This is a genomic window from Streptomyces sp. NPDC052079 (genome assembly GCF_040680275.1).
Lineage (GTDB): Bacteria > Actinomycetota > Actinomycetes > Streptomycetales > Streptomycetaceae > Streptomyces.
The window spans coordinates 486860-498031 of sequence record NZ_JBFAWL010000002.1 but is presented as its reverse complement, the minus strand read 5'-3'; the positions used below and the strand labels follow the sequence as shown (position 1 = coordinate 498031).

10 protein-coding genes, 1 tRNA gene and 2 pseudogenes are annotated in these 11172 nt (G+C 70.5%); 7 read left to right on the top strand and 6 right to left on the bottom strand.

All coding sequences use genetic code 11. From position 1 onward, the window contains the following. Positions 1 to 37: 37 nt before the first annotated feature. From AB0L56_RS06750 to AB0L56_RS06740, 3 genes are all read right to left on the bottom strand, one after another. The gene (locus AB0L56_RS06750; protein WP_365419965.1) at positions 38 to 1681 is read right to left on the bottom strand and encodes a long-chain fatty acid--CoA ligase; all 1644 of its coding nucleotides are present in this window, start codon (positions 1679 to 1681) and stop codon (positions 38 to 40) included. Positions 1682 to 1828: 147 nt separating this feature from the next. After that, complete coding sequence (locus tag AB0L56_RS06745; RefSeq protein ID WP_361026952.1) at positions 1829 to 2389, bottom strand: SigE family RNA polymerase sigma factor; 561 nt, start codon at positions 2387 to 2389, stop codon at positions 1829 to 1831. 303 nt (positions 2390 to 2692) lie between these two features. Beyond that, the gene (locus tag AB0L56_RS06740; protein WP_361026949.1) at positions 2693 to 3016 is read right to left on the bottom strand and encodes a hypothetical protein; all 324 of its coding nucleotides are present in this window, start codon (positions 3014 to 3016) and stop codon (positions 2693 to 2695) included. Between the two features lie 359 nt (positions 3017 to 3375). Here AB0L56_RS06740 and AB0L56_RS06735 point away from each other — a divergent pair, with 359 nt between their 5' ends. The 4 genes and pseudogenes from AB0L56_RS06735 to AB0L56_RS06720 all read left to right on the top strand — a co-directional run bounded on the left by AB0L56_RS06735 (position 3376) and on the right by AB0L56_RS06720 (position 5200). Further along, entirely contained in the window at positions 3376 to 4248 is an 873-nt protein-coding gene (locus tag AB0L56_RS06735) for a bifunctional DNA primase/polymerase (RefSeq protein ID WP_365419725.1), read from the top strand. Between the two features lie 22 nt (positions 4249 to 4270). Then, a pseudogene (locus AB0L56_RS06730) lies at positions 4271 to 4495 on the top strand (hypothetical protein). A gap of 31 nt (positions 4496 to 4526) precedes the next feature. Then, positions 4527 to 4687: pseudogene (locus AB0L56_RS06725) on the top strand (DinB family protein); the annotation flags it as partial. A 114-nt stretch (positions 4688 to 4801) separates the two neighbouring features. Next, positions 4802 to 5200, top strand: a complete 399-nt coding sequence (locus AB0L56_RS06720; RefSeq protein ID WP_365419722.1) for a hypothetical protein — start codon at positions 4802 to 4804, stop codon at positions 5198 to 5200. A gap of 315 nt (positions 5201 to 5515) precedes the next feature. Here AB0L56_RS06720 and AB0L56_RS06715 read toward each other — a convergent pair whose 3' ends face one another. The 3 genes from AB0L56_RS06715 to AB0L56_RS06705 all read right to left on the bottom strand — a co-directional run bounded on the left by AB0L56_RS06715 (position 5516) and on the right by AB0L56_RS06705 (position 7927). Beyond that, entirely contained in the window at positions 5516 to 6046 is a 531-nt protein-coding gene (locus AB0L56_RS06715) for a zinc ribbon domain-containing protein (protein ID WP_365419719.1), read from the bottom strand. A gap of 269 nt (positions 6047 to 6315) precedes the next feature. After that, positions 6316 to 6402, bottom strand: a tRNA-Ser gene (locus AB0L56_RS06710). 64 nt (positions 6403 to 6466) lie between these two features. Beyond that, positions 6467 to 7927 carry a trypsin-like peptidase domain-containing protein gene (locus AB0L56_RS06705; protein ID WP_365419717.1) on the bottom strand — a complete coding sequence of 487 codons (1461 nt, stop codon included), beginning with the start codon at positions 7925 to 7927 and terminating at the stop codon, positions 6467 to 6469. 289 nt (positions 7928 to 8216) lie between these two features. Between AB0L56_RS06705 and AB0L56_RS06700 the strand changes: the two genes are divergently transcribed. The 3 genes from AB0L56_RS06700 (at position 8217) to AB0L56_RS06690 (ending at position 10994) form a co-directional block, all read left to right on the top strand. Beyond that, the gene (locus AB0L56_RS06700; RefSeq protein ID WP_365419714.1) at positions 8217 to 9047 is read left to right on the top strand and encodes a glycerophosphodiester phosphodiesterase; all 831 of its coding nucleotides are present in this window, start codon (positions 8217 to 8219) and stop codon (positions 9045 to 9047) included. A gap of 177 nt (positions 9048 to 9224) precedes the next feature. Then, positions 9225 to 9869 carry an ATP-binding protein gene (locus AB0L56_RS06695; protein ID WP_361026931.1) on the top strand — a complete coding sequence of 215 codons (645 nt, stop codon included), beginning with the start codon at positions 9225 to 9227 and terminating at the stop codon, positions 9867 to 9869. A 159-nt stretch (positions 9870 to 10028) separates the two neighbouring features. Next, positions 10029 to 10994 carry a DUF5926 family protein gene (locus tag AB0L56_RS06690; RefSeq protein ID WP_361026928.1) on the top strand — a complete coding sequence of 322 codons (966 nt, stop codon included), beginning with the start codon at positions 10029 to 10031 and terminating at the stop codon, positions 10992 to 10994. Positions 10995 to 11172: the final 178 nt, after the last annotated feature.

Here is an 11172-nt window from a genome sequence, read left to right as displayed (position 1 = left end):
TTCCCCGCTCATCGCCCGGCGCGGCGCCGTACGGGCGTCAGATCTGTGTGACGTCCAGCGAGCCCTCGGCGTACTGCCTGCGGAGCACCTTCTTGTCGAACTTGCCGACGCTGGTCTTCGGCACCGCCTCGATCACCGTCCAGCGCTCGGGCAGCTGCCACTTGGCGATCTTGCCCTCCTCCTGGAGGAAGGCGCGCAGCGTGGTGAAGTCGGCGGTGGAGCCCTCCTTGAGGACGACCGTGGCCAGCGGGCGCTCGCCCCACTTGTCGTCCGGGACGGCGACGACGGCCGCCTCGGCGACGTCCGGGTGGGCCATCAGCGCGTTCTCCAGCTCCACCGAGGAGATCCACTCGCCGCCGGACTTGATGACGTCCTTGGCGCGGTCGGTCAGGGTCAGGAAGCCGTCCGGGCTGATGGTGCCGACGTCGCCGGTCTTCAGCCAGCCGTCCTCGCTGAACTTGTCGGCGGGGCGGAGCGGCTCGGCGTCGGGGCCGTTGTAGTAGGCGCCCGCGATCCATGCGCCGCGGACCTCCAGCTCGCCCGCCGACTCGCCGTCCCAGGGGAGGCGTTCGCCGCCGGGGCCGGTGAGGCGGGCCTCTACCGCGGCCGGGAAGCGGCCCTGGGTCAGCCGGTAGGAGAGCTCGTCCTCGGTGCCGACGGCGGCGGCCGGCGGGCGGGCGATGGTGCCGAGCGGGGAGGTCTCCGTCATGCCCCAGGCGTGGCAGACCCGCATGCCGAGCTTGTCGAACGCCTCCATCAGGGAGGGCGGGCAGGCGGAGCCGCCGATGGTGACCTGGGTGAGGGAGGAGACGTCGCGGGGCCTGGCGGTCAGCTCGGCGAGCAGGCCCTGCCAGATGGTGGGGACGGCGGCGGCGTGGGTCGGCTTCTGGCCCTCGATCATCTCGGCGAGCGGGGCGGGCTGCAGGAAGCGGTCCGGCATCAGCATGTTGACGCCGGTCATGAAGGTGGCGTGGGGCAGGCCCCAGGCGTTCACGTGGAACTGCGGGACGACGACCAGCGTGGTGTCCTGGTCGGTCAGGCCCATCGACTGGGCCATGTTGACCTGCATGGAGTGCAGGTAGATGGAGCGGTGGCTGTAGACCACGCCCTTGGGGTCGCCGGTGGTGCCGGAGGTGTAGCACATGGCGGCGGCGGCACGCTCGTCCAGCTCGGGCCAGTGGTAGGCGACGGGCTGTCCGGCGAGCAGGTCCTCGTACTCGTGCACCCGGACGGTGGCGTCCGCCAGCGCGGAACGGTCACCGGCGCCGGAGACGACCACGTGCTCGACGGTCTTCAGGTGCGGCAGCAGCGGGGCGAGCAGCGGGATCAGCGAGCCGTTGACGATGATCACCCGGTCGGCGGCGTGGTTGACGATCCACGCGAGCTGCTCGGGGGGCAGGCGGAGGTTCAGGGTGTGGAGGACGGCTCCCATGGACGGGATCGCGAAGTACGCCTCGACGTGCTCGGCGTTGTTCCACATGAGGGTGGCGACCCGGTCGTCGCCGGTGACGCCGAGGTCCTCGCGCAGGGCGTGGGCCAGCTGGGCCGCGCGGGCGCCGATCTCCGCGTAGGAACGGCGCTGTGGCTCGCCCTCGCCGGTCCAGGTGGTGACCTGCGAGGTGCCGTGGATCGTCGACCCATGGGTCAGGATCCTCGAGATCAGCAGCGGTACGTCCTGCATGGTGCTCAGCACGGCGTCCTCCTGGGCGACATCGCCTACGCGTCGGTAAAGGTTGCGCTGATTCTGCGCACATACCGCGTGGTATGTCACTAGGGGAGCGGATGATCGATCACTCCGCACCGGAGGACTTCCTCGCTCACATACCGCTCATTTTCGAACAAGTCCCAGCTCAGCGTCGTCGCGGAGTTTGCCGAGCGCTCTCGACACGGCGGACTTCACCGTACCCACCGATACGCCGAGCACCTCGGCCGTCTGGACCTCGCTCAGGTCCTCGTAGTACCGCAGCACGACCATCGCCCGCTGCCGCGCGGGCAGCCGCATGATCGCCCGCCACATCGCGTCGCGCAGCGCCTGCTGCTCGGCGGGGTCGTCGCCGCCGGGCACCGGGTCGGGCTCGGGCAGCTCGTCACAGGCGAACTCGTCGACCTTGCGCTTGCGCCACTGCGACGTGCGCGTGTTGAGCAGCGCCCTGCGCACATAGCCGTCGAGCGCGCGGTGGTCCTCTATGCGCTCCCAGGCGACGTACGTCTTGGTGAGCGCGGTCTGCAGCAGGTCCTCGGCGTCGCTCGGGTTCCCGGTCAGCGACCGGGCGGTACGCAGGAGCACCGGGTGGCGGGCTCTCATGTACGACGAGAACGACGGGTACGGGACGGTCTGCGTCGGTGGAACAGCGGCGTTCGAAGCGCTGGTGCAGACGGGTGTGGTCATGTCTCAACGCTAGAAGCGGGCCCCCTCCGGCGGATCGGCCCCAGGTCCCGAAGCCGGATCCCCCTCAGGTTGTAGGGGTGGGGTCCGCCGCACCTCCTGTAGGTGGACGAGCGGATGAGGGGTACTGCGGGTCGGCCCCCTGAGGAAGCCGCGCGGGAGGCGGGCCGCCGGCCAGAGTGCCGGGAGGCCGCGGGAGCGGCGGGCATCGCGGCGAAACGCCTGCGCGGCGGCACCGGAGCACCGCCGCGCAGTCATCTTGCACCCCACGAAGCACACACCCGGACGGTCAGGGGGCCGGCCTCATCACCACAGCGGGCTGAAGGTGATGGCCACGTTGTCGGTGCCCTGGTTGATGGCGGTGAAGGCGGAGCCGTTGACCTGGGCGGTGTTGCTCTGGTTCGTGGCGCCGGACCCGGTGGCCTGCTGCTGCGTGGTGGCCGAGTTGCCGAAGTTGTCGCCGCCGACACCGCTGCCGAGGGCGTCGGCCGCGGAGCTCGTCGCCGTCGCGTTCGATCCGTCGTCCGCGACGGCGCCGTTGTCCGCCGTCGCGACGCCGGTGAAGAGGGCGGCCGCGAGCGGAAGTGCCGAGACCGCGGCGATGACACGGGCGGTACGGATGCTTGCCATGTTGTGTTCCCTCCAGAACAAGGACGCACCGGCTCAGGGCCGTCTGTGCGTGAAGTACGGCTGTGACCAGGGACGTTGCCCCCCGCCCTGGTGCTGTTCACGACGTCGTCGAGATCAGACTTGCCCACCGGTTCACCACCGAACCGCCCCGGAAGCCGCCATCCCACGCAAGCGTGACGACCGGCCGATAAACCCCCAGACAACCTCCGAAGCGCGAAGTCCCCTCAGCGCGGACACCGGCATCCCAAGCACCGCAAGGGATGAAGCGTTCCGGCACCGGGCTCGTTTTACTGCCCTGCCCCGGCGCGTCGCGGCGCGCCCCTCTTCCCATACTCGAACATTTGTACGAACATAGAAGCATGGCCACCACCGACCGGCAGGCCACGACGCTGGCCCTCGCACACGCCCTGTCAGCCGCCGAACGCGGACTGGCCGTCATCCCCCTGTCCCGGACGAAACTCCCGGCCCTGCGCTCCCCGCACCGCGACACCCCCGACCCCGACCAGCCGCCCTGCCACGGCGAGTGCGGCCGCTTCGGCCACGGGGTCCACGACGCCTCCACCGACCCCGCCCGCATCCGCGCGCTGTTCGCCGCCGCCCCGCGCGCCACCGGATACGGAATCGCCTGCGGCCTTCCCCCGCACCACCTGATCGGCGTCGACCTGGACACCAAGACCGGCACGGACTCCTCCGCCGCCCTGCGCGAACTGGCGCTGCGCCACCTGTTCACGATCCCCGCCACGGTGGTCGTCCTGACCCCGAGCGGCGGCCGCCACCTGTGGCTGAGCGGCCCGCCGGACGTCGTCGTCCCCAACTCCGCCGGCCGCCTGGCCCCCGGCATCGACATCCGGGGCGCCGGCGGCTACCTCGTCGGCCCCGGTTCCCGCACCGCCCACGGCACCTACACGACCGCGCCCGGCACCGCACACCTCGCCCCGGCCACCTGCCCACCCGCCCTCCTGCGCCTGCTCCTCCCGCCGCCCCGCGCCCACCACCCGACGCCCCCGTCCACCGGCCGACACGGCCAGGGCCTGGTGCAGTTCGTCCTCGCCGCCCACCAGGGCCAGCGCAACACCCGCCTGTTCTGGGCCGCCTGCCGTGCCTACGAGGACGGCATCGGCCCCGCCCTGGTGAACCCCCTGGTCGACGCCGCCGTCAGCACGGGCCTGTCCGAACGCGAGGCCCGCGCGACGATCGCATCGGCGGCCCGCATGACGTCCCACCACCTCTGACCGCTCGGTCGACCTCTTCGAGCTGCGGATTCGTCGACGTACGGCGGACTCCTCGAGGGCTACCCGTGCAAGATCATCAACGACCGACGGATTGCTGCGCACGGCCGGACAGGCCTTCCCCGGCACCCCCGTCCACCTGATCCCGCCCCCGCGCGACGCCGTCCGTACCGTCGGGCTACGACGCGACGCGGAGCCCGTCCTCCGGGACCTGCCCTGGGACCAGCTCGCCACCGACGAGGAGCTGTGACCACGCCTGCGCCCGCCACGTTGACTCCTGAACGGTGCGCCGGTCCCCCGAGGGCACGTGGGTCCCAGACTGGGCGGACACCGACCCGACCCCGTACCCGTACCCGTGCCGACCACCGCCTGGCTGCGCACCCTGCGCACGGAATGGCCGGCGCCCCTCAACGGCCTCACGGACGCCGACCTGGACGCCACGGGCCAACGCGGAACTGATGAACAACGCCACGGAAATCGGCAGCTCTGCCTCCTGCTTGCAGCCTCCTGACCCAGCCTCCGACCCGCTGTCAGTGACGGCTGCGATGCTGCCTGCATGTCACCGTGGAACCTGCTCGACCTGGACACGGCCCTGAGGACCTGCTGGGCGGCCGACACCTGCTCACCCGACGACCTGCCCGACTGGCACCCGGACAACCCCGCCCTGGGCCACTGCGACATCACCGCCCTGGTCGTCAACGACCTCCTCGGCGGCGAACTCGTGGTCGGGGAGGTGCACCTGGACGGGACCCAGCGCGGCTACCACTGGTGGAACCGCCTCCCCAGCGGCATCGAACTCGACTTGACCCGCGAACAGTTCCGGCACGGCCAGACCATCACTGCCCCCCGCACCGTCGAACGCCCACCCGGCCCTCTCCCACGCCGCTGGCCCGAATACCTCCTCCTCCGCACCCGCCTCACCCCTCACCTCGGCCCCCTCCCACCTATCCGCTGACCACCCGGATCAGCGGGACACCGACAATTTCGTGTGAGACGCGGTGCACACAGGCCGAAGTCGTCGTTGCCGTGCCCGCTCCGTGCGCAGTGAGCCATCCGGCAGCGACTGTCCCAGTCCATCCGCGCGGTACACCGAAGGGTCAGCATGCTGTAGCCGACGAGCGCGCCCTGGCCCTTTGTCATAGGCACAGCATGCCGCCCCCGACCATCGAGGCAGGCAGGTCCCGAAGCTACTGGGAGCCGCTACGTCGCGGTCCGTCAGATGCACAACGCCCGTTCGAGCACATGGCGCGATATTTGTAGCGGGACGCTGCTAGAAAATGTCCCACCTACAGGACCCACAAGGATAGCTAGGCCATGTCCACGTTTGTTGACCAACGTATTCGTATCCGTTCTCCGTCTCCACCCATCCATCGCAGTGCTCTACATCTGTGCAGATCATTGTGCCGTACTCGCAGTTCGAGAAAGTTTCAGTCCGGCAATTTCCCAAAATTGTGGCGGGCCCAACTTCCACACCGTACGGGCTTACTCTCGATGCGGTTCTGGGATTCCGTTTCGGGAGGCGGTGCAACGGACTACCCGGCCGGGGTTTCGGCCAGTGTCGCTCGCAGGGACTGCCCTTGCCAGTGCGCAACGATTGCCCGCTAACTTGGGACCCGCAGTGCTTGCACTTGGTGGCGTCGGGCTTGATCTCTTCCTTGCAGTACGGGCAGATGCCCCCATGACCCGGTTCCTCGGGTAGGAGAAAGGAGCCGCAGTGCTTGCACTTGGTGGCGTCGGGCTTGACCTCTTCCTTGCAGTAGGGGCATTCACGGCCACTCGATGGGCTTGCATGTTGCTTCATGGGAGGCCTATAGACCTAGGTGAATTTGCTTAGGCTGCATTCGCCGCAACGTCACTCGATCGAATTAGCCCCAGTGGCTGGCCACCGAGCAACGAGTGATCGATATGCAAAAGGCGGTGGCCAGCCAGCCGTGCTGTACAGCAGCCAAATACGTCAGCCTGAGGTTCCCGTGCCACTCACCTGCCAGTTGGGAAGGGGAGTCACGGTCGCGGGCAGCGCCCACGACAACGACCCCTGACCGTTCGTGCTGGTCAGAGGCCGTTGATCTGCGGAGGCGGTGGGATTTGAACCCACGGTGACATCGCTGCCACGACGGTTTTCAAGACCGTTCCCTTAGGCCGCTCGGGCACGCCTCCCCGCGCCCGCCTGTGATCGGTGGCGCGGGGACAAGGGTAACGGGTCCGGGGTGCGGGGGTGTGGTCAGTTGTCGCCTACGCGGGCGCCCAGGGTGAGTTCCGTGGTGCGCTCCTTGCCGTCGCGCTCGTAGGTGATCGTGACCTTGTCGCCCGGCTTGTGGGTCCAGATCTCGCCGATCAGGGTGGGGCCGGAGTCGATGACGCGGTCGTCGAGCTTGGTAATGACGTCGCCGGGCTTCAGGCCGGCCTTGTCCGCGGGGCCGCCGGGGTCGACGGGCTCGGAGCCGCCCGCTCCCTGCTCGGTGATCTTCGCGCCGCCCGTCGTCTCCTCCAAGGAGACCGACGCGCCGATCTTGGCGTACACCGGCTTGCCCGTCTTGATCAGCTCCTGGGCGACGTACTTGGCCTGGTTGATGGGGATGGCGAAGCCCAGGCCGATGGAGCCGGCCTGGCCCGTGCCGAAGCCGCCGTTGCTGGTGGACTGGATCGCGGAGTTGATGCCGATGACGTTGCCCTGCGCGTCGAGCAGCGGACCGCCGGAGTTGCCGGGGTTGATGGAGGCGTCGGTCTGCAGGGCGCTCATGTAGGAGGCCTGGCTGCCGCTGCCGTCGCTGGAGGCCACCGGGCGGTTCTTCGCACTGATGATGCCCGTGGTCACCGTGTTGGACAGGCCGAAGGGCGCGCCGATCGCGATGGTCGAGTCGCCGACGACGACCTCGTCGGAGTTGCCCAGGGGGAGGGGTTTCAGGTCCGAGGGGGCGTCGTTCAGTTTGATGACCGCGACGTCGTAGCCCTGTGCGTGGCCGACCACCTCGGCGTCGTACTTCTTGCCGTCCTGGAAGGTCGCCGTCACCTTTCCGCCCTCGACGGCCTCCGCCACGACGTGGTTGTTGGTGACGATGTGGCCCTGCTTGTCGAAGACGAAGCCCGTGCCGGTGCCGCCCTCGCCGCTGCTGCTCTCGGCCTCGATGGTGACTGTGCTGGGCAGCGCCTTCGCGGCCACGGCGGCGACCGTGCCCGGTTCGCGCTTGACGTTGCCGCCGCTGGTGGAGGACGAGACGGTGGTCGAGCCGTTGGTGTCGTTCTCCTTGGCCAGCGTGTAGCCGAGGCCGCCGCCCGCGCCGCCCGCGACCAGCGCGGCCGCCAGGACCGCGGCGACCATGCGGCCGCGTCCGCCGCCGTTCTTCGGTGCCGGCTGCTGGTACGAGGAGCCCCATCCGCCGTGGCCCGCGCCGCCGTCGCCGTACGTCGGGGTGGACGGCGGCGGGGGCGGGGGCCAGGAGGCGTCGGGGGTGGAGGAGGAGTGGGCCCCGGACGGGGGGCCGGCGGGCGCGGCGCCGTGGGAGGCGGGGTCCTGGGCGCCGTCGCCGTCCCGGGGGCCGTACGCGTTCTCCGCCGCCGGGGTCTGCGGGGCTGCCGTGCCGTGGTACCCCTGGTGCGCCGAAGCAGCGGGAGCATCCACCGGCGCGGGCGGCGGTGCGGACGGGGCCGGGGGTACCGCGGTGCCCTCGTTCTCGGTGCTCACAGCTTCTCTCCTCGATCCACGGCTGTTGTTCTCGGTCGCACTCGGTCCCGCTCGTTCACGCACGTCCACGAGTCCGGCGCGATGCAGCTGTGCATGTCCCTTTGTATGACGTCAGCTTTTCCCACGGGCCGTCAGGGCACGATAAGCCGTTCCTGTGGGTCCGGGGCCATCCTTTATATAGGGCATTTCTCACATAAGGCGCGCTACATCGATGCCTCCGACCGGACGCCGACCCCGTGCACGCCACTCCGAGCGCCCGTCCCCGCGCGCGCGGTGGCACCATGACGCGGTGACCCACGCACATCAGCACCCGACCCAAGTCATCGCGCACCGCGGGGCCTCCGAGGACGCCCCCGAACACACCCTGGCCGCCTATCGCAAGGCGATCGAGGACGGCGCGGACGCGCTCGAATGCGATGTGCGCCTGACCGCCGACGGCCACCTTGTGTGCGTTCACGACCGTCGCATCAACCGTACGTCCAACGGGCGCGGTGCGGTGTCGGCGCTCGAACTCTCCGACCTCGCCGCCCTGGACTTCGGCTCGTGGAAGAGCCGTGACCCCGCCGAAGGGCCACGCGTCGAGGAGCCCGACTGGGAGCACCGCCCGGAGGACCGGGAGGCCACCTCCGTCCTCACCCTGGAACGGCTGCTCGAGCTGGTCTCCGACGCCGGGCGCCGGGTCGAGCTGGCGATCGAGACCAAGCACCCCACGCGCTGGGCGGGGCAGGTGGAGGAGCGGCTGCTGCTCCTGCTCAAGCGGTTCGGCCTGGACGCTCCCGCGACGCCCGAGGACTCGCCGGTGCGCGTGATGAGCTTTTCCGCGCGGTCGCTGCACCGGGTGCGGGCAGCGTCGCCGACGCTGCCCACGGTCCACCTCACCCAGTTCGTCACACCGCGGCTGCGTGACGGACGGCTGCCCGTCGGCGTGGGGATCGCGGGCCCCTCGATCCGCATCGTGCGCAGTCACCCGGCGTGCGTCGAACGCCTCAAGCGCTCCGGCCACCAGGTGCATGTGTGGACCGTGAACGAACCACAGGACGTGGACCTCTGTGTGAGCCTCGGCGTCGACGCCATCATCACCAACCGTCCCCGCGCGGTGCTCGACCGGCTCGGACGCTGACCGCGCGGTGGTCCCCTCGTGTCACATCCTCCCCATCCGCCCCGGAAATTCCCCGCAGGTGTCTTGACCGTGCGCTTCGGCGGGGAGCATCCTCACATCTCGGCCACACCGACGAATTCCAGCCACACGGCTACAAGGAGTGCTCCGGCGCGTTCGGCGCGTATTCGCTCGTTTCGTGTGCGTCACCGCTCATGGATTGGCCGGTTTCCGGTTCAGGCCAATGGGGCATCCACACCGTGGCGTGGGGCGAAGGAGGTCTCGGGGGTGGCGTTGGTGGTGGCACAGGAGGTGCCCACGTCGTCGAGCATGGCCGTACCCCATGGCCCTGCGGGCGTGGGGCAGGCGAGGCGCCGTATGCGCACGCAACTGCGCGACGGGGGCGTGCCGGACTCGGTCGTCGACGATGCCGTACTGATTCTTTCGGAACTGCTGAGCAACGCGTGCAAGCACGGCCGGCCCCTGGGCGACGCCCTGACCGGGGACGGCGACGTGCGGGCCGCCTGGCGGGTGGATCCGTGCGGCCGGCTCGTCGTCGAGGTCACGGACGGCGGCGGTCCGACCCGTCCGGCACCGGCCACCCCGTCGGTGACGGCGCACGGCGGCCGCGGGCTCAACATCATCACCGCGCTGGCCGACGACTGGGGCGTGCGCGACGAGGTGCCGGGCGAGGTCACGGTGTGGGTCGTCGTCCACGACGACGTCCACGACCCGGACGCCGGCGCCGGCCACCGGCGCGAGGACTTCGCCGCACGGGTGACGGCTCCCCCGGTCTCCCGCATACCGGGACTGGACTTCGCGGACGTCTTCGACGACCTGGGCTGACGGCTCACCGGCCACGGGAGAGGGCAGTCCGGCGCCCGCCGGTCACCGCGCCTGCGGGGACCACGGTCCGGCACGTTGTCCACAGGTTCCCGACGGTCGTGGCGCGAACGGCTAGGCTCGCGCCCGTACGAGACGAGCCGTAACCGGGAGACACCCACGATGGCCAAGAAGCGACCCCAGACGAAGGCCAAGCGCCCGCAGCTCACGGACGGGCAGATCCCGGTCGTCGGCGCCCGCGAGCCCTGCCCCTGCGGCAGCGGCCGCCGCTACAAGGCCTGCCACGGCCGCGCCGCCGCACACGCCGTGACCGAGCTGGTGCACCGCCCCTTCGAGGGGCTGCCCGGCGAGTGCGACTGGGTGGCGCTGCGCGAGCTGGTGCCGGCCGCCACTGCGGAGCTGACGCTCAAGGACGGACTGCCCGAGGGCATCCCGTCGGTCACTCTGGCCACGGTGCTGCCGATGGCCTGGCCGGCGCTGCGCCGCGACGACGGCTCGGTCCTGCTCGGCCTGCAGAACGACACCTCCTCCGGGGACATCAGCCGCGATCTCGCCGACACCCTCCAGCGCGCGCTCGGCGCCGACCCGGGCACGCCGGTGCAGGCCCGGCGCGCCCCCGCCGACGGTCCCCGGCTGCAGGACCTGCTGGCGCCCGGGAGCGCTTTCGAGCCGGTGGTGCACAGCGGGTTCGAGTTCTGGGTCCCGGACCCGGAGAACGCCACGCCGGACGTCACCGCCTCCCTGGAGCGCGCCAACGCCGCCGCCATCCCGACGGTCAAGCTGTCGGGTGTGGACTCCGCGTACTGGTGCGAGACGCCCGAGAAGAACCATCTGCGGTGGGTGATGCCGCATCCCGAGGAGCAGCTTCTGGACGCTCTCGCGCGGCTGCACGCGGCGGGGCGGTCCTCCCTCGGCGAGGGCACCCGTCTCGTGGGCTCCTTCCGCGCTCACGGGCTCACCGTGCCGGTCTGGGACCTGCCCAGCGGGGTCGGCGCCGAGGACGTGGAGAAGCCGGCGGCCGAGTTCGCCGAGCGGCTCGCCGAGGCCCTGGCCACGGACGCTCCGCTCACCGCCGACGAGCGCCGCGCGCGCGGAGGTCTGACGAACCGCCAGGTCACCCTCAGCTGAGGCACCGGCGGGACCAGCGGGTTCCGCCGGCGGCCGGCCGGCGGAACCGCCCGGGCGCGCACTGCCCGCCCCATGCGTAAGTCCCGGTGCGGACAAGCCAGTCGGTGACCGGAAACGCCGAGATCGAATTTGCGAACCGCGGATCTCTTGTTACCGTTCCAGTAGCCCGGTTGCTGGT

Coding starts and splice junctions, on each gene's coding strand:
- AB0L56_RS06740 (WP_361026949.1), bottom strand. CDS start 3,016: ATGGCAAGCATCCGTACCGCCCGTGTCATCGCCGCGGTCTCGGCACTT.
- AB0L56_RS06735 (WP_365419725.1), top strand. CDS start 3,376: ATGGCCACCACCGACCGGCAGGCCACGACGCTGGCCCTCGCACACGCC.
- AB0L56_RS06690 (WP_361026928.1), top strand. CDS start 10,029: ATGGCCAAGAAGCGACCCCAGACGAAGGCCAAGCGCCCGCAGCTCACG.
- AB0L56_RS06745 (WP_361026952.1), bottom strand. CDS start 2,389: ATGACCACACCCGTCTGCACCAGCGCTTCGAACGCCGCTGTTCCACCG.
- AB0L56_RS06750 (WP_365419965.1), bottom strand. CDS start 1,681: ATGCAGGACGTACCGCTGCTGATCTCGAGGATCCTGACCCATGGGTCG.
- AB0L56_RS06715 (WP_365419719.1), bottom strand. CDS start 6,046: ATGAAGCAACATGCAAGCCCATCGAGTGGCCGTGAATGCCCCTACTGC.
- AB0L56_RS06720 (WP_365419722.1), top strand. CDS start 4,802: ATGTCACCGTGGAACCTGCTCGACCTGGACACGGCCCTGAGGACCTGC.